The organism is Fibrobacter sp. UWB1 (genome assembly GCF_002210325.1).
Lineage (GTDB): Bacteria > Fibrobacterota > Fibrobacteria > Fibrobacterales > Fibrobacteraceae > Fibrobacter.
The window spans coordinates 1-25,909 of sequence record NZ_MWQL01000028.1 but is presented as its reverse complement, the minus strand read 5'-3'; the positions used below and the strand labels follow the sequence as shown (position 1 = coordinate 25,909).

The following is a 25,909-nucleotide window of genomic DNA, read 5'->3' as shown; positions in this document are numbered from 1 at the left end:
GTAAAGTACATGATGCGTCCTCTAGTTGTGTCCAACTATTCGTCCGCATCCCCAAAAGAAACCTATACATCATAGTGACTAAATATAATTAAAGTTTACATTCGGTTTACTTTTTAACACTTACAATCACAGTCTACAGCCGACCGTCTTATGTTTGTTATCCACTAAATACTATATTATTTCGCATGCATTACACTCCCTACCGAGACTTACTGCTGAAAATTTTCCCGAATTACCTGAAGGTGCGCAAACTCCCGCTGAATGGCGGCATGAGTTGCCCGAACCTGGATGGCACCAAGAGTTTTTCGGGTTGCAGCTATTGCAATAACAGGAGTTTCAGTCCGGTATTCGACCAGGCGAAGGTCTCGATTCAGGAACAGCTCGACAAGTTCGTGCCGCGCCTCCGTGAAAAGTACCCGAACGCAGGCATTTTGGCTTACTTGCAGCCGTACACGAATACGCATGCGCCGCTGGAGCACCTACGCGGAATCATCGACCCGATTATCAAGCACAAGGAAATTGCAGGCCTCGCCATAGGCACGCGCCCGGACTGCCTCGAAGACGACAAGGTCGCCTATCTCGCCGAACTTAATCGCAAGAAACCGATTATCGTAGAAATCGGCCTGCAAACCGCAAACGACTTGACGCTCGCCGCCATCAATCGCAGGCATACCCTCGCCGAATTTACCGATGCCGTCAAGCGCTGCCAGGCGGCGGGACTCAACGTCACCACGCACGTAATCGTAGGGCTCCCCGGCGAAACCATGGAAGATTTCAAGCACACCGCCCAAGTGGTGCGCGACTTGAAACTCGCCGCGGTCAAGATTCACCCGCTGCACATCGTGGCGGGCACCGTATTGGCGCAGGACTACGCGAACGGCGAAATCAAGCTCCTGACTTTTGAAGAATACTGCGAAGCGGTCGCCGAGATGATCAAGATTATCGGCTTTGAAACCGCCATCGAGCGCTTTAGCGGCGAAAGCCCGAGCGACATGCTCATCGCCCCCGACTGGTGTGGCGAAAGGGACAAAATTATCGCGACTGTAGAAGAAATTTTGAGTAGGCAGTCGACAGTAGGCAGTAGGAAGTAGACAGTAGGAAGTAGACTGTGGATTATTAATTAAAAAACAGATTTCCTCTTTTGCGGGAATGACGGAAGGGAAAATGCAAGAGAACAAGAAAAAGACTTTCATGTACAAGGCCGATCGTGAACTCAAGAAAGAATTTTTCTTTCTGGACAAATTCTTCAAGTTGAGTGACAACCAGACCAACATCCACACCGAATTTTTCGCTGGTCTCATAACCTTCATGACCATGGCCTACATTCTGGCGGTGAACCCCGAAATCCTTTCGGCCGCTGGAATGCCCAAGGGCGGCGTCTTCATCGCCACCGTCATCGCAGCCGCCGTCGGTTCTGCCCTCATGGGCTTTGTCGCGAAATACCCCTTTGCACTTGCCCCTGGCCTTGGCATAAACGCCTTCTTTGCCTACACCGTGGTGCTGAGCATGGGCTACAGTTGGCAATTCGCCTTGCTTGCCGTCTTTATCGAAGGCATCCTATTCTTGATTCTTTCTGTCGTCTCTATCCGCGAAAAACTCTTTAACAGCATTCCCCTTTCGCTCAAATCGGGCGTTGCGGTCGGCATCGGCATATTCATCGCCTTTATCGCCTTGCAGGGCGGTAAAATCGTGGTCGCCAACAACTCCACCATCGTAGGCCTCATCAATTTTCATTCTGTCGACATGCACACAAGCGGCATCTGGGCGATTCTTACCCTGGTGGGCATTATCATTACTTCGGCCTTCTTGATCAAAGAAATTCGCGGCGCCATTCTGCTTGGAATTTTTGCGACCTGGCTGCTCGGCATTGTCACCGAATTTGCAGGCATCTACGTTCCGAATCCCGAAGCCGGATTTCATTCCGTAATTCCGCAGTTCGGCGATTACCTGCAGACTTTGGACCGTTCCTTCCGCGAATTCGGAATCACCTGCGGAGCACTTTTCCATCCGGAATCCTGGACTCTCACCCGAGGCGATGCTATTGTCGGTCAAGGATTTTCGCTCTTCAAGTCGCTCGACTTCTTTGTCGTGATTTTCGCCTTCTTCTTTGTAGACCTGTTCGACACACTAGGCACCCTGATAGGAGTTTCATTCCGTGGCGGGTTCCTGAAAGAAGACGGCAAGCTCCCCCGCATTTCTCAGGCGCTTAGCTGCGACGCAATCGCAACCTCGATTGGCGCCCTTTGCGGAACATCGACTACGACCACTTATGTGGAAAGCGCCGCCGGCGTCACCTACGGTGGAAAGACGGGCCTTACCGCCGTCTCGGTCGCCCTCTTCTTCTTGCTTTCGCTCCTTTTTGCGCCAGTCTTCATGGCGATTCCGGGTTTTGCAACAGCCCCCGCGCTCATCATGGTCGCCTACTTCATGATGACCTCCATCGCCAAAATTGACTGGACAAACCCGAGAGAATCGATTCCCGCCTTTATCTGCATGATTGCCATGCCGCTCACCTATTCCATTTCGGACGGCATCATGTTCGGCGTGATTTCTTACACCTTAATAAACGCTCTCACCGGCAAGATCAAGAATGTACACTGGGTCATGATTGTGCTCACCGTGATATTCTTGCTCAAGTACGCTTTGATGTAGGACTAATTCGGAGTTCGGAATTCGGAGTTCGGAATTTTGTTTTTCGAATTACTAGCAAGATTTTAAATATCTATATTTGGGCTGAAAAATTTTTGAGGACTTGAATTATGGCAAAGACAACCGCAAAGAAAACTGAAAACAAAGCCAAGAAAGGCACCCAGACCAACATGTGGACCGGCCGCTTCGCTAGCGGCATGGCGCAGAGCATGGTGGACCTGAGTTTCAGCTTGCAATTCGACGCCGAACTCATTGAAGAAGACATCGAAGGCAGCATCGGCCACGGCAAGGGCCTGGTGGAATCCGGCGTGTTAAGCAAGGCCGAATACAAAAAGATTTGCGATGGCCTCGCTAGCATCCTCAAGGACTACAAGGCCGGCAAGAACCTTTGGCAGGAATCTGACGAAGACATCCACATGGCCGTGGAACGCGTACTCACCGAACGCATCGGCGCGCTCGGCAAAAAGATTCACACGGGCCGCAGCCGTAACGACCAGGTTTGCACCGACTTCAAGCTTTACATGCGTCACCGCGCCGCCGAAATCCGCGCCCTCGAAGTTTCTTTAATGGAAACGGTGCTCGACCTCGCCAAAAAATATTTCGGCAAGATGATGCCGGGCTACACGCACCTGCAGCAGGCACAGCCCATCTACTTCAGCCATTACCTGATGAGCATGTTCTTCGCCGTGAGCCGCGATGTGAAGCGCCTCGATAATTTCCTGGAACTGCACAGCGAACTTCCGCTGGGTAGCGGTGCCATGGCCGGTTCCGCCTTCCCGTACCACCGCGCTTTAGTGGCAAAGGAACTCGGATTTAACGGCGTGAGCCCCAACAGCATCGATGCGGTAAGCCACCGCGACATGATGCTCGAATTCGAAGCCGACCTCGCGATTATCGCAAACACCATGAGCCGCTACGCCGAAGACTTTGTGAACTGGAGCACCAGCGAATTCGGCTACCTCACCTTGCACGACGCATTCTCCAGCGGGTCTTCCATGATGCCGCAGAAGAAGAACCCCGACTCCATGGAACTTATCCGCGGAAAGTCCGGTCGCATGCTCGGCAACTTCAGCGCGCTTTACACGCTGGTGAAGGGTGCCCCGCTCAGCTACAGCCGCGATTTGCAAGAAGACAAGGAACCGGTTTTCGACTCCGTCCATAACGTGAAGGTGATTCTCCGCGTGATGAAGGAAGCCTTGGAAAGCGCTCGCTTTAACTTCGACAAGATGCACGCGAAGATGCTGCCGGCGCTGCTGGCTACCGACCTCGCCGATCTTCTCGTCGAATCTGGCGTGCCGTTCCGCGATGCCCACCACGTGGTCGGTAGCCTGGTCGGCGAAGCCGCCCGCCAGGGCCTCGAATTCACGGACCTCTCTGATGAGGCCTGGGCCAGCGCCGGCGTCCCGAACGTCAAGCAGATGAAGAAGACGCTCACATTTGAATACAGCGTGTCCCGCCGCAACATCGAAGGCGGAACGGGCCCCAAGTCCGTGAAGCAGCAGTTCAGCAAGGCCGAAGCGATTCTGAAGAAGTTCAAGAAGTAAAAAAACTCCCAGACAAAATCGGAGACATTAACAAATTTAAAAAGGAACCCCAATGGGTTCCTTTTCATATTCATGAACCAAAAAATTCACACATTATTTCATAATGCAGCGCGCATATACTTCGGCATCCTTTCCTAGGTGTGCAACATACGCTTTTTTCTCATTAACATCATAGCAAAATGCTTCTAGATAATCAGATTTTTCATCGGACAGCAAGAAGAAGCATGTCCTAGCCGATGAATAGACAAGTTTCGACCCGTCAAAATTCTTTTCATATATTCCACCATCCATCAGGAAGGAGAACCCGTACGCATCTATAGCGTTCAAGGAATCTCGCGACTCCGCGAACAAAGGAACATTGACATAGCTCGTTTCACTAGGAAGTTCTCCGCACACATCCTTGGTGAACGCTCTTTCCCTTACCATTCCCACAGAGAAAAGCAGCCGACTGACATCATTCGAGGAGGGCAAACGATACTCCCCAGAACAAGCTTCCTTTGCCTTGTCGTAAGGCATCAGCGTTCCGAACAACTTGCAATTTTCCTCATCGTCATTCAGGCAACGCCCCTTTCCTCTTGCGTTTTCCGAGAGCCAAACCTGCGAGCCAATTTTAACGCCCTGGTACCGTTCTTCGCCAATAGTCGCCAAGCATTTATTAACCGAGGAAGGCGCCACTGTGGCTGCAAGTGTGTCGGAATCAAAACCAACGCTATAATCCCCGCTCACATTGATATATTTTCCATCTTCATCGCGTTGTAGCCACGTTCCACGTTCTCCAAAGCAGCAAATGGTATCCTTATATGGGAATTCATTATAAAAGCACGCGGTATCCGATGATTGCCATGCAACTGTATCAAGAGGCATCCAGGATTCAGAAGACACATCGTTCAATGAATCTTGCGATTTATTTTCACATGCCGGTAATGCAGTATCAACCACAGTACCAGCACCGAGCGTTTTTGAAATATCGGTATCAACCAATCCAGACTCGGAAGCAGCGTTATCTGCATTCGACGAATCATCGCATGCAAGAATCAAAACAGCCAATATGGCGAGACCCATGATTTTTTTATTCATTATCACACCTCATTGTAAAACCAAGAACCACATTATCACTATGTGAATTGGCATATACTTTTTTCACTTTAATAAATATAATTTCGAAAGCATCTTTTAAAACGTAAAAAAAAGGGAACCCGTTTCCGGGCCCTTTTTAGTGTGAAGTGTGTAGTGTGTGGTGTGTAATTAATCATTACACACTTCACATTTCACACTTCACATCGCGGCGCAGCCGCTTAACAGCCGAGCTTTGCGGACAGGTAAGCTTCGAGTTCGTCGATCTTGACCAGTTCCTGCTTCATGGAGTCGCGTTCGCGGACGGTCACGAAGCCGAGCTTTGCCGGATCGGATTCACCCTCGCCCACCGTGTCGAAGTCGACGGTCACGCAGAACGGCGTGCCGAGTTCGTCCTGACGGCGGTAGCGCTTACCGATAGACTGCGTTTCGTCGTATTCCACGTTCCAGCGGTTGAGGAGCTTCTGGTAGAGTTCTTCAGCCTTAGCCTTCACCTGGCCCTTCTTCACCAGCGGGAGAACGGCGACCTTCACCGGAGCAATCTTCGGGTCAAAGTGGAGCACGGTACGTTCGTCGTTTTCGAGCTTTTCAACTTCGTAAGCGTCGCAGAGAAGCACGAGGAGCAGGCGTTCCACACCGAGGGACGGTTCCACAACGTACGGGATGTAGCGCTTGTTCTGCACCGGGTCGATGTATTCCTGCTTGACCTTGGATTCGTTCTGATGCTGCGTCAAGTCGTAGTTCGTACGGCTTGCAATGCCCCAGAGTTCGCCCCAGCCGAACGGGAATTCGTATTCAATGTCGGTGGTGCCGTTAGAGTAGTGGGAAAGTTCTTCCTTGGCATGTTCGCGGAGGCGGAGCTTTTCCTTGTTCACGCCCAGGTCGTTCACGAGCCAGTCGAAGCAGTACTTGCGCCAGAAGTTGTACCAGTCAAGTTCGGTGCCCGGTTCGCAGAAGAATTCAAGTTCCATCTGTTCGAATTCGCGGGTACGGAAAATGAAGTTACCCGGAGTGATTTCGTTACGGAAAGACTTACCAATCTGACCGACACCGAACGGAATGCGCGGGCGGACGTTGTCGACAATGTTCTTGAAGTCAACGAAGATACCCTGGGCCGTTTCCGGACGGAGGTAAACCTTGTTGCCTTCACCTTCGATGACGCCGATTTCGGTCTGGAACATCAGGTTGAATGCGCGGGGCTTAGTCCAGTCGGTCTTGCCGCAGGTCGGGCATTCGATCTTGTTGTCCATCATCATCTGGTGGACCTCGTCAAAGTTCTTGCCGGCGCAGCAGCCTTCGCCGAGTTTGTCTTCCAAGAGCTGGTCGGCACGGAAACGTTCGTGGCAAGCGAGGCAGTCGACCAGCGGGTCAGAGAAGTTGCCCACGTGGCCGGAGGCCTTCCAGACGCGGGGGTTCAAAAGAATAGAGCTGTCGAGACCGAGCACGTCCTGGCGACTGGTCACAAACTTCTTCCACCAGAGGTTCTTGATGTTGCGCTTCAGTTCCACGCCATACGGACCGTAGTCCCAAGTGTTGGCGAGGCCGTCGTAAATTTCGGAGCCGGGGAAAATGAAACCGCGGCGCTTGCAGAGGGAGATGATGTCCTTGAGGGCATCCTGAACTTTCTTTGCCATTTTATAATCCTTTATCGGCTAAATCTAGCCGGACTAGGAACCTACCTGGATGGTAGGCCCTGACGGCGGCAAAGATAGAAAAATATACAACATCGAAAGGCCTTAAATGGCGCAAAAAGCGCAATGGAAGTATACAACTGTTTACATAACAGCCGGTGCAAGGAAAATAAAAGTTTCAGATTCTATAGAATTATACTATATTGCAAAAACACTTATGAGACTGTTTGGCTCCCTACTGCTGTTTGCTTTACTTTTTTCTGCCTGTGCCGTAGACAAGAATGTCGCCCAAAAAGCGCTCGAAAACGCCCCGGCCCCCCAAGAAAACCAGATTGCGCAACCTGAAACGGAAAGCGAATTTACAGGCAACGATATCATTGACGAAGCCGATGCAGGCAATTCCGAAATCGCCGCCAACGATGTCACAGCGGCCGACTCCGACATAGAAGAGGCCGACGGTGAAGATTCCGACGGTGAAGCCGAAATGAGCCAGGAAGAAGCCGACGCCGAACTCGCCGCCGACATGGCCGAAGGCGATTCCGCATCGCTCCAAACTCTCCCCAAGCTGACGCTTGACATGACCACCGCTTTTGTGCCCACGGCTAGCCGCCGTATTTCGGCCCCCTATGGCATTCGCACGTACCGCATGCACCGCGGTGTCGACATGGGACTCTGCCACGGTGAAGACCGCACCATCGTGGCCGCCTTTACAGGAGTGGTCACCAAGGTCCGTAACCAAGGCCGCCGCAAAGGTTATGGCAAGTACGTGATTCTGGACCACGGCAACGGGCTCACCACGCTCTACGCCCATCTCGCCAGCTGGAAAGTGAACGTCGGCGACACCCTACAAGCCGGCGATACGATCGGCGTAGGCGGTAACACAGGCCGTTCCTTCGGTGCACACCTGCACTTCGAAATGAAGTACCACGGCAACTACATCGATCCGTCCTCTATCTTTAACTTCGAAGAAGGCACGTTCCAGAGCGCCCTCATTACGCTTGAACCGCAGCAGTTGCTGGCCGTCGAAGGTGAATACCAGAAGGAACTTTCCAAGCACCGCTACTACAAGGTGCGTCGCGGCGACTGCCTCGGCAAAATCGCCCGCAAATACGGCATTTCTGTAACGCGACTCAAGCAGCTGAACGGCATCAAGGGCAACACCATTCGCCCGGGTCAAGTGCTCCGTTGCTCGTAAATCGCAACGTCTGCAACCATGCTCCCTATTCACTTTGCCCCGCTCCAAGGGTTTACCGAATCGGCTTACCGACTAGCCCACAGCAAGTTTGCCCCAGGAATCCATACCTATTACACACCGTTTCTTAGGTTAGAAAAGGGCGAGGTCCGAGCCAAAGACCTCCGCGATTTGCAAGCCGAACACCCTTACCACCTGGTCCCCCAGATTATCGTCCGCGACGTCGAGGAATTCAACCATTTGACCAAGACCGTTACGGAACTCGGCTTTAAGGAAATCGATATCAACATGGGCTGCCCCTACCCTATGCAGACCAAGTCAGGCCGAGGCTCCGGAATTCTCCCCCACCCCGAAAAAGTCCGCGAAATTCTCGACGCCATAAACAAATTAAGCCCATCGAGCCAAGCAGCCTGCGAAAGCCCCAAGTTCAGCATCAAGATGCGTCTCGGGCTCAATTCCCCGGATGAATGCCTGCAGTTGCTACCGCTTTTAAATGATGCGCCCCTCGCCCACATTACCCTGCACCCGCGGGTCGGAATCCAGCAGTATAAGGGCGCGCTAGATTTCGAGACTTTCGACAAATTCTACAGCGAATGCAAGCATCCGCTGATTTTTAACGGCGACATCACCGATATCAAACAAATGAATTACATCGAGAGCCGCTATCCGCAGCTCGCGGGAATCATGATCGGCAGGGGCCTCCTCGCAAACCCGGTTTTGGCCGCCCAGTACGCCGGACTCCCCTGCGGCACCGCGACAGAAACCTTGCTCAAAATCCACGCCGACGTCGCGGCCGACTACGCCCGCCGCTTGCAAGGCAACGCCCAAATTCTGGACAAAATCCGCCCCTTCTGGACGTACGCGGATCTTCCAAAAAAGACCCGCAAGAAAATCGAGAAATCCAGGACCTTCGAAGAATACCTCGAAGCCGTCAACGAGCTCGCCTAGCCAGTTTCACCTAGCCAATTTTCGCTTAGCCGTTCTCGTCCGAATCCACCGGCACCAGCCGCCTATAGGTTTTATCTATAAAGATAGCTCCGAGCGGCGCCGTCACCATAATCGCCACGGCCGCCAAAGTCAGCACGTTGTTGCCGCAAGCCAAACCAAAGCTCAAAGGCACGCCACCGATGGCCGCCTGCACCGTCGCCTTCGGCACGTAGGCCAGCATGCAGAACAGGCGTTCCTTGTAATTCAGCGGAGTGCGCCACATGCAAATGGCCACGCCCGCCATTCTAAAGAACATGGCTCCGAGCACCACGAATATCGCGCCGATCCCCGCCGTAAACGCGTAAGCCACGTCCAGGGTGCTACCCACCAGCACAAACAAGATGATTTCGGCCGCCACCCAGAACTTGGTGAACTTGCCGCTGATGCGTTTCGCAAGTTCCGGATGCTTGCCGTAAATGCAGGCCGCAATGGCGACCACCGCAATCATGCCGCTGAACGGCACCACATCGCTAATATCATGTTCCAGTTCGTTTAGCAAAAAGGCAAAACTCAAGATAATCAGCACCTTCACCGTATCGCGCATGTGCTTGTGCTTAAAGAACCACACCAGGGCATACCCGCAGGCCACCCCCACCGCAGCCCCGAGGGTAATGGATACCGGCACCGAAAGAAAACTCGTCGCCGACACGGATTCCCCCTTCAAAAGCGCCAGGAACGCTGCAAAAGTCACCAGCACATACACGTCATCAAGCGAAGCACCCGCCAGAAGCATCTGGGGAATTCCCCGTTTGACGCCGCGATTTTCCTCGCGCATCTTGAGCATGCGAGGCACCACCACCGCCGGCGACACCGCCGCAATGGTCGAACCCATCAAAGCCGCCTCCCAATAAGTCACACCCATCAGTGGCGGCGCAAGCAAAACGACACCCACAATTTCAATCGAAGCGGGCACAAAGCACATCAAGAGGGCTGCGCGACCTATCCGCTTGAATTCCCGCATATCGAGGGTCAATCCCGCACGCGTCAGGATAATCACCAGCGCTAGCTGCCTCAAGTCAGCCGAAATATCCAAAAAGGCAGGCCGAAGCAGGTTCAGCGCATGGGGACCGAGAATAATCCCCGTCAGAATCATCCCTAGAATGCTCGGGAGCTTCAGCTTGACGAAAATCGAGCCTAAAAGTAACCCTAGCAAGAATATTAGTGCGAGAGAAGTCAACATAATGCAAAAATTTAGTGCCAAAAATAGAAAAACAGCTATATTTTGGCACATGAAGGGAAAATTCCATCAGAAACATGGATTTACCATGATTGAAATCATGGTGGTCATTGTGGTACTAGGGGTAATCGCCGGAATTGGCGCACCTAAGCTTTTGGGGTACACCGAACGAGTCAAAGAAAAAGCAGATATGATGAAATTGTACTATCTGCGCGATGCCTTGAACAGGGCCCTAATAGAAAGTGAGGTCGCCTTGTACCAAAGCGACTTTGTCACTAAAGGCGACAAAGCGAACGACAATCTCAAAAAATTAAAAGACAAACTGAAAGACCAATATGGTTTAGACTTATTCGTTTATGAATTACGACCAGATTTTTACACAAATATACAGGAAAATCACTCTACCATTAACAGTGGCTCAGAAATGAGCAAAATTGTTGGGACTAGTGGGGTATGGTATGATGCATTGAGGGATGCTGGTTTTGATGGAGTCGCTGATATTCTTGCAGACAGAAACAAAGGCGGAAACAACTATAAAAAAGATACTGATACTTATTATTCTGTGGAGTATAAACAAGGCTCAGCCACCTATTACCGTACCTACCCCAAAAAACAATTGTTCATGAGCAACCTCTTAAATCATGGGAAAGGTGCTGGATTAGATAAGATAACAAAACAGAAAGGCAACAACACGAATTACCGTTTAACCTTGAGAGTCCAGTGGACAGGCGGAAATGAAAGTAGCCACTCTGTAGAAGTTGCATTGCTTCCCGCCCAGGCCAAAATACGCGACAACGGAACTAAAAAAGGTGGAGCTCTTATGTCCGATAACGGAGTCTGCTTCTCGACCTATGGAGATATAGGTTGTGCAGCATTCGAGTACTAATTACACGTACAAGTAATCATTCAAAACAGGCTGCAGGCCTTCGCCCGAAATGTCAGAGTACATGGCGTTAAAGCTGCGGCCGTCGTTGATTTCGAACTGTTCGTCGCCGCCTTCCCCGTCATCGTGACCGCTGTACTTGCTTTCGTGGTCGCCAATGCCCGTAGAAACACCTGCAGAAACTTTAGTCGCCGCAATCTTCACGATTCCGTTGCGGAATTCCTTGCTTTCGCGGCTGGAAACCGTGATGCCCACGTACGGCAAGAAGATACGGTAAGCGCAAAGCACCTGGCAGAGTTCTTTTTCGTGAACATCCAGCGGGTCAATCTTGTCGTTGTTGATGATGGGGCGCAGTCTCGGACAGCTTAAGCTCATCTCGGCATGCGGATATTTCTTTTGTAAGAAATACACATGGAGTGCCGAGGCAAGCGCATCGCGGCGGAAGTCCGAGAGGCCGAGGAGTGCAGAGAATGCCACCCCGCGCATGCCCGCCATCAGGGCGCGTTCCTGGGAATCGAAGCGGTACGGGAACACGCGCTTGTGACCCATCAGGTGAAGTTGTTCGAAACGAACCTTGTCGTAAGTTTCCTGGAAAACCGTCACGTAGTCTACCCCGCATTCGTGCAGGTAGCGGTATTCGTCGACGTTGACCGGGTAGACTTCCACGCCCACCATGCGGAAATACTTGCGGGCAAGCTTGCAGGCTTCGCCGATGTATTCCACGCTGCTTTTGGCGCGGCTTTCGCCCGTGAGAATCAAGATTTCTTCCATGCCGCTGTCAGCAATCACCTTCATCTCGTGCTCGATCTGCTCCATCGTGAGCTGCATGCGCTTGATGTGGTTGTAGCAGTTGAACCCGCAATAGACACAGTAGTTTTCGCAGTAGTTTGCAATATAGAGCGGCGTAAAGAAGTACACGTTGTTGCCGAAATGCTTGCTGGTCTCGATTTTTGCCTTCGCGGCCATCTGCTCCAGGTACGGGGCGGCCGCCGGAGAAAGGAGCGCCTTAAAATCTTCGAGCGTGCAGCGTTCGTGTTCGAGGGCGCGCTTCACGTCCTTGCCGGTGTATTTAGAATAATCGAAATTTTCGGATTCTGCGAGCACCTTGTCGGCAATGTCCGACTGGATGACTTCCATGCCGGGCAGATAATCCATTATATTAGTACGGGAACTCGGATCGTTTTCAAGGCGGTGCTTCTTGGCAAGCGCCCCTTCCGAGAGATTCCCGGAATCAAACAGATAATTATTGTCTTTTCTTTCCACAGCCCCCAAATATAGAAAAGAAGCCCCAATCTTGCTAGAAGTCGCTTTTCATCTATTTTTTGCCTTTTTTCACCACGTTTTCCTCTTTTTTCGCCTTTTTCGCGATACTTTCACCTCCGAATTCCGAACTCCGAATTCCGAATTTTCTATATATACCCTCAAATTGCATTTTTGCCTGGGTCCTGTGACCAGATTCGCCAATTCCACTGGTGCAAGAGCAGGGAAACTCGGACAAAAACATGTAATGAAACAGGTCACCACGGTGGTGACCGCAAAAACAACAAAAAAAAGGAATGGCTATAATGGCTACTATCACTAAAGAAAAGGCTGCAGAAATCACCGCTAAGTTCGGAGCAAACGAAAAGGACACCGGTAACGTCCGCGTTCAGATCGCTCTCCTCACCGAGAAGATCAAGAACCTCACCGAACATGCTAAGACCCACAAGAAGGACTTCCACTCCCTGCGCGGTCTGTCCATGATGGTTTCTAAGCGCAAGAACCTCCTCAAGTACTACGGCGAAAAGGACATTATCGCCCAGCGTGCCTTGATCAAGGAACTCGGTCTGCGCGGCTAATTCTTCAGACTGGAGAAATTTATGTCTATTGACGCATACCATCAAAAATACGGCAAGATGCTCGACCCGAAGGAAGTGTCTGTTACGCTCCCTGACGGCCGTGTGATCACGTTTGAAACGGGCCGTATCGCCAAGCAGGCTCGCGGTGCTGCAGTCGCCAAGATGGGCGATGCATTCGTGCTCTCTACTGTCTGCTACGGCGAAGAAAAAGAAGGCGACTTCTTCCCCCTCACTGTGGAATACCGCGAAAAGGCTTACGCCGCTGGTCGCCTCCCGGGCGGCTACAGCAAGCGCGAAGCCGGTCGTCCCTCTGACGAAGAAACGCTTTCTGCACGTATTATTGACCGCCCGATTCGCCCCATGTTCCCCGAGAACTTCACGCGCGAAGTCCAGGTGATCGTGCAGGTTCTTTCTGCTGACCGCAAGTTCGCACCCGATGTGCTCGGCGTGTCTGCAGCATCCCTTTCTATCGGTCTTTCTGAACTGCCCTTCGAACAGCAGGTTGCCGCCGTACGCGTGGCCGTGGTCGATGGTCAGAACATCGTGATGCCCACCTACGAACAGATGGCCTGCGCCGATCTGGACCTGGTGGTCGCCGGTACCGAAGATTCCGTCTGCATGGTGGAAGGCGGTGCCTACGAAGTGTCCGAAGACACGATGATTAACGCAATTCTCGCCGGTCACGAAGCCATCAAGCTCATGTGCAAGGCCCAACAGGAACTGGTGGACCGCTGCGCTAAGCCCAAGATGGAACTGAAGCCGCAGCACGTTGGCGAAGCCCACGAAAAGCTTCTCGCCACAGTGAAGGAAGTCGTGTGGGACGAACTGAACAAGGACGTCCACTCCAACATGGTGAAGACCGACTTCTATCCGGCTATGGCAGACCTCTGCGCGAAGATGCTCGAAGACGAACGCATTCTCGCTATCATTGGCAAGGACGAAGAACAGGATCCTGCTCTCGTCGCCGACGCGAAGGCGATCTTCAGCGACTACGAACGCACTGCCATGCGCGAAATGATCCTGAACGAAGACGTGCGTCTCGACGGCCGTACTACGACCGAAGTCCGCCCGATCGAAATCGAACTCGGCGTTCTCCCGAGCGCTCACGGTTCTGCGATCTTCCAGCGTGGCGAAACCCAGGGTCTCGTGGTCTGCACGCTCGGCTCCAAGGCCGACGAACAGCGCTACGAAAGCCTGCAGGGCGAAGGCTCCAAGAGCTACATGCTGCATTACAACTTCCCGCCGTACTGCGTGGGTGAATGCAAGCGCCTCGGCATGAGCCGCCGCGAAATCGGTCACGGCCATCTCGCCGAACGTTCTCTCGCTGCCGTTCTTCCGCTGCCGGAAGACTTCCCGTACACCATCCGCGTGGTTTCCGAAATTCAGGAATCCAACGGTTCTTCTTCCATGGCCTCTGTTTGCGGTGGCTGCCTCAGCTTGATGGACGCTGGCGTTCCTATCAAGGCTCCGGTCGCAGGTGTCGCTATGGGCCTCATCTCCGAAAAAGGTTCTGTGAAGGAAGGCGGCAAGATCAAGATCTTGACCGACATTACCGGTACGGAAGACCACCTTGGCGATATGGACTTCAAGGTGACGGGTACTGCCGAAGGCATCACGGCCTTCCAGATGGATATCAAGATCCGCGGCATTACGCCGGAACTCATGCGCGAAGCTCTGGAACAGGCTCGTCAGGGCCGTCTGCACATCCTCGGCAAGATGGCTGAACTCGGCCTCGCCGCTCCGCGCCCGCACGTCTCCGAGAAGGCTCCGACCATGATCAAGATGCGCATCCCCACCAACAAGATCCGCGACGTCATCGGTTCCGGTGGCTCCGTGATCAAGGGCATGCAGTCTCAGACGGGTTGCACCATCAACATCGACGACGATGGCAACATCGACATTGCCGCCCCGAGTGGCAAGGCCGCTGCAGTCTGCCGCCGCATGATCGAAGAACTCACTGCCGAACCCGAACCGGGCCGCAAGTACAAGGGCAAGGTCAAAACGATCCAACCGTTTGGCGCATTCGTTGAAATCCTGCCTGGTCGCGACGGCCTCGTGCACATCTCCGAACTTGCCGACCACCGTGTCGATAAGGTCGAAGACGTCGTTCACGTGGGTGACGAAGTCGAAGTGCTCTGCCTCGGTGTCGACCCGAAGGGCAAGGTGAAGCTTTCCATGAAGGCTTTGCTCCCCCCGAAGGCTGCCCCGGCTGAAGCTCCGGCCGCCGAAGCACCTGCTGCAGAAGCCGCACCGGAAGCTCCGGCTGAAGCCTAATTCAGAACAAATTCTGTAATACAGATTATTGCAGTCGTCAATCAAAAGATTGACGGCTGTATCTTTTACACGCTTTTTTGACGGATTTTTTTAGACAACCTCCCGTGCGAGTAAATTTTAATTTATATTTAATTCGGGTTGTTTTGCACTAAAATTGATGGGAATTGTATGGTCATTATTTTTTTGACTTTTTTAACTGTTGTCGCGGCAATCAACTTTTGTCTGCAATATCGTGTCAACCCGAAACAGACCGGTCCGTATCCGCTGCTTTTTTTCTGCTCCTTTGTCGCCTGCTTAGGTCACCTTCTGCTCGCCTTTTCGACCAATGTAGACGAAGCCATTCTTTCGAACAAAATGATCTATCTCGGGTCGATGTTCCTGCCTATCCTTACCTTCAAGGCATGCCTTTCTATTTGCAAGATTAAATTCCCAGCATGGAGCTACGACATACTCCTGTTGATTGTCTTTGTCATCTTGGCTCTTTCGATGACAGTCGGATTCAACGGATTCTATTACAAGACCATCACCTATGTTCAGACAAACGGCGTCGGAAACTTTGTCGCCGAATACGCAATCGGACACGACATCTTCAATTATGTGATGGTCGGCTTTGTCATTATCAACGTAAGCCTCATTATTTACGCCTTTGTCAAGAAGAAAAGCGTTTCCTTCAAGAGCCTGGTGGCACTGTCTTCGATCGAGGCGGTATCCATTCTTTCGTTCTTTATTTCGCGCGTGATTGGATCCGACACTTTGGTCATGCCCGCAGTGTACGTGTTCGACCAGTTTGCCATCTTGTACATTTGCTTTAGGGTCCAACGTTACGATGTGGAACAGATTATTTCGCAAGTGCTGGAAACCCAGAACGCCGACAGCTATGTTCTCATATCTTCGAACAATAGTTTCCTCGGTTGTAACGCAGTTGCTTATGAAACCTTCCCGGCCCTTAAAAATTGTCGTATTGACCACTCCACCCCCGACAATTCCGAACTGAACCATTTGCTGATTGCCTGGAACAAGGAACTGAAACAGGGCGACGTGACAATCGAAAAGAAATTCGAACAAGACGGCAAATACTACAAGATTTTGCTTAGACAACTTCCTCTTTCGGGCAGTGAAAAAATCAACATGTTCCGAATCGAAGACGAAACCAGCATGCACAATTACATCAACATGTTGGGTACGAACAACGTTCGCCTTGAACTGATGCTCAAGGAAAACGACACGCAGATTCGTTCAATTCAGGAACAGATGGTCGTGGGTATGGCCCACATGGTTGAAAGCCGCGACAGTAACACTGGTAGCCATATCAAGCGAACAAGCCGCGTGGTGCAAATTCTGGTCGAATACCTGCGCAAGGACCCTACGCTTGGCCAATCCGAATTTTTCTACGACAGCCTGGTGTCGGCAGCTCCGATGCATGATATCGGAAAAATCGCTATCGATGACCGCATTCTGAGAAAGCCCGGCCGCTTTACGCCGCAGGAATACGAAGAAATGAAGGAACACCCCGAAAAGGGCGCCATGATTGTCGAAAACCTGCTCACGTCTGTGGAATCTCCGGACTTCGTGAGAATCGCAAAGAACGTCGCCCGCTACCACCACGAACGTTTCGATGGATTCGGTTACCCCAAGAAACTCAAAGGGAACGAAATTCCGTTCGAAGCCCGCATCATGGCCATTGCCGACGTATACGACGCACTGGTTTCCAAGCGTTGCTACAAGGCCGAAATGTCGTTCAACGAAGCCTACGATATTATTATCGAAGGCATGGGTACGCAGTTTGACCCGGCTCTAAAGGACTGCTTTATCGCCTGCCGCAAAAAACTTGAAGATTATTATCAAAGCTTGAGCGAAGACGAAGCCTAAACGGCAAAAAAAATGCTATCTTTGGGCGCATGACGAAGTTTAGCGAATTCCCCTATATAGCCGACCGCTTTAATGCAGTCCGCAGGGAAACTGTACAAGTCCGCGTTGGCGAGGCTTTGATAGGGGGCAACGCCCCCATTTTAGTTCAGTCCATGACCACCACCAAGCCGAAAGACGTGGAGAAAACGGTGGCCGAAACGTTAGCGCTCGCCAAAGTGGGTTGCGGACTGGTTCGCATTACCGCTCCGACATTTGCAGATGCAGCCGCTCTTGAAGAAGTGATGAAGCAGGTGCGTGCCGCCGGCTGCACCGTTCCGGTATCTGCCGACATCCACTTCCAGCCGAAGGCCGCGTTCGAGGCGCTCAAGTGGGTCGAGAAGGTCCGCATCAATCCGGGTAACTTCGTGGATACGGGCATTTTGACACTCGACCAGCAGACGGACAAGTCTTTTGAAGAAGGCAAGGAAAAGGTGGCCGAAGCCTTTACGCCGTTCGTGCAAGAAGCCAAGCGCCTCGGTCGCGCCATCCGCATCGGCGTAAACCACGGTTCGCTTGCGGCCCGCATGATTTACCGCTACGGCGACACGGTGGAAGGCATGGTGGAAAGCGCCATGGAATACTTGGCCGTGTGCGAAGCTGAACATTTTGACCAGGTGGTCTTGAGCCTCAAGAGCAGCAATCCGCGCGTGGCGATTGCCGCCTACCGCATGCTCGCCGCCCGCATCAAGCAGGAAGGATTCAAGCCGTACCCGTTCCACGTGGGCGTGACGGAAGCGGGCGCGGGTGCCGACGGACGACTCAAGTCGGCCGCGGGCATCGGCGCACTCCTGCTCGACGGTCTTGCAGACACCATCCGCGTATCGCTCACCGAAGATCCTGTGGCCGAAGTCCCTGTGGCACAGGAACTTATCAAGGCCTGCGCGTTGCCAGCTGCACCGACCGCCTACAACGTGCCGGTGCTTGAAAAAGACCCGTACCACTACGAACGCCGCGAGACCGAAGTCGTGAAGGTTGCAGGCGTGGATATTGGCGGAGGTAGTCCGGTGAAGGTCGGCGTGAAGGCCGACGCGATTGCTCTTACCGGCGAACGCCGCAATGCCGAATTTGCGCTGCCGAGTCTAGATGCCGCCCCCGTGGTGCAGTTCAAGGACGCGATGGATATCGCGGGCTTTGCGCAGAATCCCTCTGCCGTGCCTGCAGGTTCCGTGTTCTGCTATACCGGAGCTGAGATGGTTTCTGGCGTGCGCGCCCTTGCCGCTGCTCTCGAAGCTGCGGGTCGCCAAGACCCCATTCTGCTTTACGCTAAAATCGGCGACACCGAAAAAGAAACCCTCCGCGTGTCCGCCGACATCGGAAGCCTGGTGACCGACGGTCTTGGCGATGCCGTCGTAATTGACGGCTACAAGGGCGCGAAGGATTGCGTGCTCCTGGCATTCGACATTCTGCAGGCCGCCTACTGCCGCCGCAGCAAGACGAACTTTATCAGCTGCCCGAGCTGCGGCCGCACCCTCTACGATATTCAGCAAGTCATGGGCAAGATCAAGGCCCGCTTCGGACACCTCTCCGACATTTCCATCGGCATCATGGGCTGCATCGTGAACGGCCCGGGCGAAATGGCCGACGCCGACTTCGGGTACGTGGGCGGTGGCCCCGGCCGCATTACGCTGTTCGAAGGCAAGACGGCGGTCAAGAAGAACATCCCCGAAGAAGACGCCATCGAGGAACTCGTGAATTTGATCAAGGAAAGAGGCAGGTGGCAAGAACCTTAGAGGTATGGGCTATGGGGTATGAGCACGCCTTGTTTCACAAGGCTTTGAGCAAAAAATTGGCGCCGAAGGCGCGATTATAAAAGCTCCGAGGCACGAAGTGCCGACCTCAAACCTCAAAGCGAAGCGACCCCAAAGCTATTTAACATTAACAAAGGACAATACAATGGCAACTATTAAGACGATGAACAACATTTCCAAGAAAGGCTTGAGCCTGTTTGGCTCGTTCTACCAGGTTTCCGACTCCGTCGAAAATCCGGATGCCATCTTGGTGCGTTCCGCCCAGGTTGATACCGACAACTTTGACGGCCTGCTGGCTGTCGCCCGCGCCGGCGCCGGCGTGAACAACATCACCATCGACAAGGCTTCTGCAAAGGGTATTTGCGTGTTCAACACCCCGGGTGCAAACGCCAACGCCGTTGCCGAACTCGTGATGACCGTGCTCGGCATGGCCGTCCGTAACGTGGACAAGGCTGCCGCATGGGTCAAGAACCTCGACACCACCGACCCGGACCTTGCCAAGACTGTCGAAAGCGGCAAGAAGAAGTTCGCCGGCATGGAACTCGCAGGCAAAACCCTCGGCGTAATCGGCCTCGGCAAGATCGGCGTGCTCGTCGCTAACTATGCCCGTTGGAAGAACATGCGCGTCATCGCTTACGAACCGTATCCGAACGCCGCCAACATGCACGAACTTTCCAACAAGGTGGAAATCGCCGACCTCGACACCGTGATTGCAAAGTCCGACTTCCTCACCGTACACGTTCCGTTCATCAAGGGCGTTACCGAGAACTTGCTCAACCGCAAGAACCTCGCTCAGTTCAAGGGTAGCTACATCATGAACTTCGCCCGCGGTGGCATTGTCGAAATGGATCCGGTCAACGAAATGCTCGCTTCGGGTTCCCTCCAGGGTTACCTCTGCGACTTCCCGACTGCAGACCTCATCAAAAACGACAAGGTGACCTGCTTCCCGCACCTCGGCGCCTCTACCGAAGAAGCCGAAGAAAACTGCGCCGTGATGGCCGTCGAAGAACTGAAGGACTACATCGAATTCGGTTGCGTCCGCAATTCCGTGAACTTCCCGGCCCTCGTCGATCACCCGCATGCCGGCGTCAAGAGCCGCGTCGTAGTCATCAACCAGGACGTTCCGAATATGATTTCCGAAATCACGAAGGTATTCGGTGCCGAAGGCGTGAACATCGCCAGCTTCTCTAACAAGAGCAACGGCAAGATCGGCTACAACCTCGTTGACGTGGAAAGCAAGGTCGATGATTCTATCATTGAAAAACTCGGCAAGCTCGACAAGGTCATCAAGGTTAGAGTCATCCATTTCTAGTGGGAAGTAGGCAGTAGACGGTAGGAAGTTTTGATTAGGCTGCTTCGCAGCGATTATTCAACTTTCGACTTCCTACTTCTAACTTCCTACTGTTGATACATCTTCTCGATTTCTTCGGCGTACCGAGCTTCAGCGACGGTGCGCCGAATTTTTAATGTGGGCGTCAAAAGCCCAGATTCTACAGTGAGTTCGTCACCGATTAAAATCCACTTGCGAATTTGTTCCCAATGATTCAATTTGCTATTAACTCGCTCGACATGGCGGTTAATTGATTCAAAGATACGCTTGGACTTAAGCGCTTTTTCGACGCTAAAATCTTTGCCAGTGCGCTGTAAGAATCGCTTTGCATTCACCGGATTCAAAAAAAGGAGTGCCGACGCAAACTTACGATTATTTGCAATCACGAGCGCTTGTTCTACCAGAATGTGGCGGCCAAGCTCCAATTCAATCGGATTCGGGCTCACGTACTTGCCCGTACTCGTTTTTAAAAGTTCCTTGAGGCGGCCTGTCAAATACAAATAACCGTCGCGGTCAAAATAGCCTTGATCGCCAGTCTTAAAGAATCCATCTTCAGTAAAGATATCCTTGTTCAAATCGGGCCTATTGCGATACCCCTTGAACACGCTTTCACCTTTAACAAGAACCTCACTATGTTCGCCAATTTTCACCTGCAAATGTGTCAGCGGAAGCCCGACACTCCCCGGCCGCGCTGCACCAAGTTTGTTCACACTCACCACCGGCGAACATTCCGTAAGCCCGTAACCCTCGGTCACATTAATGCCCACATTCAGCAGGAACCTGCAAATAGACTTGTTCAGGGCTCCCCCGCCCGAAATCACCATACGGAATTTACCGCCCATGGCCTCGCGCATTCTGCGATAAACAAACTTGTCGTAGAACTTCGCAAAAATTCCGTGCTTTTCAAGAGGGTTATGCCTTTTGGCATAGGCAATCGCGTGCTCGTATACAAACTTCTGGATGCCGTGGATTTTTTCGCCCGCCACCGTCATGCTTTCGTAAAGCCGTTCCAAAATACGCGGCACCACTGTCATAACAGTCGGACGAATTTCACGAATGATTTCGGCGGTGTGCTGCGGTGAATCGGCAAAGTAAACCTTGATTCCGCACAAAGTATAAAAGTAAACCGTCATGCGTTCAAAGGCATGCGCCACTGGCAGTATGACCAATCCGCGGTCCGTTTCTCGGCTCAACCGCAAGAAATCCCGCTTGATAACCTGGATTTGCGAAAGCATGTTGCGGTGAGTCAGTTCAACGCCTTTCGGGACTCCCGTAGAGCCACTCGTGTATAGAATCGAGAACACGTCGTCCGGATTCAGGGAATGCATCTGCTGGTTAAGCCAGAGCGAAGATTCCGGCATTCTCGACAGCATCTCGCCTTCTTTCACAAGATCTTCCCAGTAGACTCCATTCGGCGGGAGTTCGGACTTTTTATCGATGCAGATGACTGCATTGAACCGCGGCATCAAGGCGCCAATTGCTGGATCCAAGTCCGAAAGCATGTTCAGCACAAGAACCTGCACCGAAGCATCATCGCATTGGTAGTTGAAATTTTCGGCCGAAATATTCGGGAAAAGGGGCACCACCTTCGCCTGGTTCAGCTGCGCCGCCACATCGGCCATAATCCATTCGGGGCTGCTTTCAGCAACAACGCCGATACTTTTACCCGCAACAAGTCCACGTGCCCTAAAGGCAAGCGCCAGGTATTGGGTCTCTCGACGGAGGCGTCGGCCAGTAAAGTTGATCCATTTTCCATGTTTACGATGGGACCACCCTGCGAAATTTTCTCTATCGCAGTTTGCAAAAAACAGATGCGCAAGCGATGTGTATTGCAGCGGTTCCATACAAAATACCCTGTCCCTAACGCTTAAAATACATTTATTACACGGATTTTTTCTGTTATTTTTATCACAAGTCCCTTTTTTTTCTTTATATTTGTGCCATAGGGTTAATTTATCTGTTCGAATCAAAGGGATGATATGTTCAAAAAGATTCTTGATAAATACAACGGCGTTAAGCTAAACTACCGTATCTGCATTGCCATCGTAATTGGCACCCTCCTCGGAATTTTCCTCCCCGGACAAAAATGGATCGGCGAACTGGGCGTCCTGTTCGTTGGCGCCATGAAAGGCATCGCCCCGATTCTCGTGTTCGTATTGATTGTAAACTCGCTTTCTACAGGCAAGACCTCGCTTGACCGACGTTTCGGAAAGGCTTTCGCCTATTACATGGTCAGCACCGTACTCGCCTCCATTATCGCAGTCGGCGCAAGTTTCTTGTTTCCGCAGAACCTGCAATTGGCACAAGAAGCGACCACCTCCGCCATTCTGCCCAAAGGCATCGGCGAAATTCTGAACAACTTGCTTATCCGTGCGGTTTCGAACCCCTTCGAAGCCATTACCGAGGCAAACTATATCGGTATTCTCGTGTGGGCAATCATTTTCGGTTTTGCAATCAAGATTCACGCCAGCGATTCTACCAAGGAACTCCTGCAAGACATTACCAAGTCTGTCACGGCCATTGTCCACTGGCTCATTAACTTGGCTCCTTTCGGTATCATCGGCCTGATCCATTCTTCCATCGCCACCAATGGTATCGGAATCTTCAAGACCTATGGTTTACTGATCGCGGTCCTTGCCGGTGCCATGATCTTTACGACTTTCGTTATCGCACCGCTGATTGTGAGCTCCGCCATCAAGCAAGACCCCTACCCGCTTGTGATTTACTGCCTTAAAGAAAGCGGCATTACCGCCCTCTTTACGCGAAGCTCGGCAGCGAACATTCCCGTGAACATGGACGTATGCGAAAAGCTCAAGCTCGACCGCGAATTCTATTCCGTCTCGATTCCGCTTGGTGCCACCATCAACATGAACGGGGCCGCCATCACGATCGCCATTATGACCTTGGCTGCCGCGCACACACTAGGCATTTCAGTCAGTTTTCCGACCGCCCTGATGCTATGCATTATCGCCAGTATCGGAGCTTGCGGCGCAAGCGGTATTGCAGGCGGTTCTCTGTTCCTGATTCCCATGGCCTGTTCGTTCCTCGGCATTTCAAACGACGTCGCCATGCAGGTCGTGGCCGTAGGCTTTATCATTGGCGCAGTCCAAGATAGCCTTGAAACCGCCCTCAACTCTTCGACCGACGTCATGTACACCGCCGCAGCCGAATACAGTGGCTGGATTGCCGAAGGAAAACACCTTCCCCGTAGGTTCCGCTAAAATACAAGCCGTTTTTTACCAAAAACGTTCCAAATTGGAGTATTCTCTGTTCAGAAAAAAAAGTTACTTTCTCTTGTGGTAAATACAATGGCAGACAAAAAGAAACCTATACACCGAAGTTTATTTATAGGATGCGCAGCATTCATCGCATTCATGTGTATTCTGTTTTCTGCACAGGCTTATTATACCTACTCAAAGACTCTCTATTCCCGCTACGATGAAAAACTGGGTTCTATTTTAAACCACATCACAAAGCGTATCGACCTGGACGATCTGTATCAGTGCGTCATTACGGGAGAAAAGAGCGAAAAATACCACCAAGTCCAGGAAACGCTCAACAATCTCGTTGACGAGTTCAACCTGTTCTACCTATACTCCGCCTTTGTCCGCGACAAACTGATGGTGAATATCTGTTCGGCAACAAACGAAGCAGAACGCGCCCGAGGTGAACAGGATATGGAACTTCTCGAAACAAGCGACGCCTATCCTGAAGAAGAACTGAATAAATTCTCCGTTGCAATTGCAGAAGATAAAATTACATTTTTCGAAGAGACCTCCGAATGGGGCGTCGCCTATACCGGTTGCAAACCCCTGATCAATTCCACGGGAGTCCACTTCGGTCTCTTATGTGCAGATATTTCCATCGAGGCCCTCCGCAACACTCTGCACAAGTCTGTCCTCTACAGTATCCTTTTGACCCTTGGAACAGGCATTCTGTTTGCAGCAATCCTTATCTTCTGGTTGCACAAAAACGTGACTGGGCCCATCATTGCTCTCGAAAAGAGCGTCCACAAATTCGCCGAAAAAAGCCGCAGCAAAAAGAAAGATCCAAAGCACCTCGTCTTCGATGCTCCAGAAATCAATACGCGTAACGAAGTGGAATTCCTTTCTATCGCCATCACCCAAATGTCTAAGGACATGAGGAACTACGTAGAAGACATCTTGGAAGCCGAAGAAACGGCAAAATCCGCGCAAGAAGAAGCGGCCAACATGACCATACTCGCTTACAAGGATGCCTTGACCCATGTGGGTTCCAAAATCGCCTACGACGATTCGGTACGGACTCTCGAAAAGGACTTAAAAGAAAATCTCGTGAAAGAATTTGGCTTCGCCATGATCGACTTGAACAACCTGAAAGTCATCAACGACAGCTATGGCCACGCCAACGGCAACCTCTACATTGCAGGGGCATGCCATATTGTCTGCACCATCTTCAGGCATTCTCCGGTATTCCGCATAGGCGGCGACGAATTCATCGTGATTCTCAAGAACGACGACTACGAGCACCGCCACGAACTTATCGAAGTTGCTAACCAGAAATTCTTCGAAACCGAAAACGACTATTCCAGGGAACCCTGGGACCGATACTCCGTCGCCATAGGCTTGGCGGAATACAAGAGCGGCGACACAGTTGATTCCGTGAGCAAGCGCGCCGACGAAGACATGTACCTGAACAAGCAGAAAATGAAGAAAGCGAGAACTTAATTCAGATTTCAGAATTCGGAATTCAGAATTATTTCTAATTTATAAGCTCAAAATACAACTCTGAAATCAGAAATCCGCATTCCGAATTAAAACGTGCTTGATGTATTGAACCTACATTTCTCCTTTTACGACTGGCTGCTGATTTTCATGGTCACGGCGCTCGGAACCCTAAGCGCCTACTTGAAGGACCCGCAGTTAAAAGCCGTCACGGCGACTATTCCAATACCTTGCGGGTTCGCCTACATCGCTGTCGGACTCCCGATGGGTACGGCGAATGCGATTTCGGGATTCATGTGTTTTCTGTACGTGCATATCGTGCGCATTCTGCATTATAAAGTTAAAGTTCCGATTGTCCCGAGCATTATCGCGGGGCTCGCCTTCTTTGTGGCGCTCGGCACCTTTTTGATGCCGCGCGTTCCCGACACCGAAGCCGCCTTCCTGGGCGCCTGCGCGTTCGATTTTATCGTGGGCGTTATCATATTCCAGAAGCAGAGCTACAAATCGGGCGTGCGCTACAAGACTCCGCTCCCCATTTACATCAAGGCGCCCGCCATCGCAGGCGTCGTAGGCGGACTCATGCTCATCAAGCGCCTGATGGGAGGCTTTTGCACCAGTTTTCCGATGATGAATTCTATCGTGAGCTACGAAAGCCGCTATTCGCTGGGCGACCAGTGCAGGCAACTTCCGCTGTTTTTGATTGCGGGGCCGATCATGTTCATCGAAATGCGCTATATCGAAATCGGTCTCGGACTCAACCACTGGATTGTGCTTTTGTGCGGTTATATTCTGTTTGCCGCCATTTACTGGCCGCTGAATAAAGAACTCAAGCGCCGTAACGAGCAGGCGGAGAAAGCGTATAGTAGTAGAGGTTAGTTGGTAGAACTTAGTTGGTAGAGCTTAGAGAGAAGAGAGTGTTCTAAGTTCTAAGTTCTAAGTTCTAAGTTCTAAGTTCTAAGTTCTAAGTTCTA

General features: G+C 51.8%; 19 protein-coding genes. 14 read left to right on the top strand and 5 right to left on the bottom strand.

Going from position 1 to position 25,909, the window contains the following annotated elements:
* Positions 1 to 185 precede the first annotated feature (185 nt).
* From B7988_RS14180 to argH, 3 genes are all read left to right on the top strand, one after another.
* Positions 186 to 1,091: a TIGR01212 family radical SAM protein gene (locus B7988_RS14180; RefSeq protein ID WP_088658395.1), complete on the top strand. Its 906-nt coding sequence runs from the start codon at positions 186 to 188 to the stop codon at positions 1,089 to 1,091.
* Positions 1,092 to 1,149: 58 nt separating this feature from the next.
* Positions 1,150 to 2,652 carry an NCS2 family permease gene (locus B7988_RS14175; protein WP_212668326.1) on the top strand — a complete coding sequence of 501 codons (1,503 nt, stop codon included), beginning with the start codon at positions 1,150 to 1,152 and terminating at the stop codon, positions 2,650 to 2,652.
* Between the two features lie 107 nt (positions 2,653 to 2,759).
* Entirely contained in the window at positions 2,760 to 4,193 is a 1,434-nt protein-coding gene (argH, locus tag B7988_RS14170; RefSeq protein WP_088658394.1) for an argininosuccinate lyase, read from the top strand.
* Positions 4,194 to 4,286: 93 nt separating this feature from the next.
* Here argH and B7988_RS14165 read toward each other — a convergent pair whose 3' ends face one another.
* Both B7988_RS14165 and B7988_RS14160 read right to left on the bottom strand, forming a co-directional pair.
* The gene (locus B7988_RS14165; RefSeq protein ID WP_088658393.1) at positions 4,287 to 5,270 is read right to left on the bottom strand and encodes an FISUMP domain-containing protein; all 984 of its coding nucleotides are present in this window, start codon (positions 5,268 to 5,270) and stop codon (positions 4,287 to 4,289) included.
* A 218-nt stretch (positions 5,271 to 5,488) separates the two neighbouring features.
* Positions 5,489 to 6,901, bottom strand: a complete 1,413-nt coding sequence (locus B7988_RS14160; RefSeq protein ID WP_088658392.1) for a glycine--tRNA ligase — start codon at positions 6,899 to 6,901, stop codon at positions 5,489 to 5,491.
* Between the two features lie 214 nt (positions 6,902 to 7,115).
* On the opposite strand from B7988_RS14160, the gene B7988_RS14155 reads away from it, so the two are divergent.
* A complete protein-coding gene (locus B7988_RS14155; RefSeq protein ID WP_088658391.1) occupies positions 7,116 to 8,093 on the top strand; it encodes a peptidoglycan DD-metalloendopeptidase family protein in 978 nt (325 codons plus the stop codon).
* Between the two features lie 18 nt (positions 8,094 to 8,111).
* Complete coding sequence (locus B7988_RS14150) at positions 8,112 to 9,038, top strand: tRNA-dihydrouridine synthase family protein (RefSeq protein ID WP_088658390.1); 927 nt, start codon at positions 8,112 to 8,114, stop codon at positions 9,036 to 9,038.
* Positions 9,039 to 9,063: 25 nt separating this feature from the next.
* On the opposite strand, the gene B7988_RS14145 is transcribed toward B7988_RS14150, so the two are convergent.
* Positions 9,064 to 10,257 (bottom strand): cation:proton antiporter, encoded by a 1,194-nt coding sequence (locus B7988_RS14145; RefSeq protein WP_088658389.1) that lies wholly within the window; start codon positions 10,255 to 10,257, stop codon positions 9,064 to 9,066.
* Position 10,258: 1 nt separating this feature from the next.
* On the opposite strand from B7988_RS14145, the gene B7988_RS14140 reads away from it, so the two are divergent.
* Positions 10,259 to 11,140 carry a prepilin-type N-terminal cleavage/methylation domain-containing protein gene (locus tag B7988_RS14140; protein ID WP_170930671.1) on the top strand — a complete coding sequence of 294 codons (882 nt, stop codon included), beginning with the start codon at positions 10,259 to 10,261 and terminating at the stop codon, positions 11,138 to 11,140.
* On the opposite strand, the gene thiH is transcribed toward B7988_RS14140, so the two are convergent.
* Positions 11,141 to 12,400, bottom strand: a complete 1,260-nt coding sequence (thiH, locus tag B7988_RS14135) for a 2-iminoacetate synthase ThiH (RefSeq protein WP_088658388.1) — start codon at positions 12,398 to 12,400, stop codon at positions 11,141 to 11,143.
* A 302-nt stretch (positions 12,401 to 12,702) separates the two neighbouring features.
* On the opposite strand from thiH, the gene rpsO reads away from it, so the two are divergent.
* From rpsO to B7988_RS14110, 5 genes are all read left to right on the top strand, one after another.
* The gene (gene rpsO, locus B7988_RS14130; RefSeq protein WP_072978575.1) at positions 12,703 to 12,975 is read left to right on the top strand and encodes a 30S ribosomal protein S15; all 273 of its coding nucleotides are present in this window, start codon (positions 12,703 to 12,705) and stop codon (positions 12,973 to 12,975) included.
* A gap of 21 nt (positions 12,976 to 12,996) precedes the next feature.
* Positions 12,997 to 15,249 (top strand): polyribonucleotide nucleotidyltransferase, encoded by a 2,253-nt coding sequence (gene pnp, locus B7988_RS14125; RefSeq protein ID WP_249269019.1) that lies wholly within the window; start codon positions 12,997 to 12,999, stop codon positions 15,247 to 15,249.
* A gap of 168 nt (positions 15,250 to 15,417) precedes the next feature.
* Complete coding sequence (locus B7988_RS14120; protein ID WP_073317133.1) at positions 15,418 to 17,118, top strand: HD domain-containing phosphohydrolase; 1,701 nt, start codon at positions 15,418 to 15,420, stop codon at positions 17,116 to 17,118.
* A gap of 29 nt (positions 17,119 to 17,147) precedes the next feature.
* A complete protein-coding gene (gene ispG / locus B7988_RS14115) occupies positions 17,148 to 18,887 on the top strand; it encodes a (E)-4-hydroxy-3-methylbut-2-enyl-diphosphate synthase (protein ID WP_088658387.1) in 1,740 nt (579 codons plus the stop codon).
* 163 nt (positions 18,888 to 19,050) lie between these two features.
* Entirely contained in the window at positions 19,051 to 20,217 is a 1,167-nt protein-coding gene (locus B7988_RS14110) for a phosphoglycerate dehydrogenase (RefSeq protein ID WP_073317139.1), read from the top strand.
* Positions 20,218 to 20,303: 86 nt separating this feature from the next.
* Here the strand turns inward: B7988_RS14110 and B7988_RS14105 are convergent, their stop codons facing one another.
* The gene (locus B7988_RS14105) at positions 20,304 to 22,079 is read right to left on the bottom strand and encodes a long-chain fatty acid--CoA ligase (RefSeq protein ID WP_088658386.1); all 1,776 of its coding nucleotides are present in this window, start codon (positions 22,077 to 22,079) and stop codon (positions 20,304 to 20,306) included.
* Between the two features lie 135 nt (positions 22,080 to 22,214).
* On the opposite strand from B7988_RS14105, the gene sstT reads away from it, so the two are divergent.
* From sstT to B7988_RS14090, 3 genes are all read left to right on the top strand, one after another.
* Positions 22,215 to 23,456, top strand: coding sequence for a serine/threonine transporter SstT (gene sstT, locus B7988_RS14100; protein WP_088658385.1), 1,242 nt, complete (start codon positions 22,215 to 22,217; stop codon positions 23,454 to 23,456).
* 153 nt (positions 23,457 to 23,609) lie between these two features.
* On the top strand, positions 23,610 to 24,941 hold the full coding sequence (locus B7988_RS14095) for a diguanylate cyclase (protein ID WP_249269018.1): 1,332 nt from the start codon (positions 23,610 to 23,612) through the stop codon (positions 24,939 to 24,941).
* A 105-nt stretch (positions 24,942 to 25,046) separates the two neighbouring features.
* Entirely contained in the window at positions 25,047 to 25,814 is a 768-nt protein-coding gene (locus tag B7988_RS14090) for a hypothetical protein (RefSeq protein WP_249269017.1), read from the top strand.
* Positions 25,815 to 25,909 lie beyond the last annotated feature (95 nt).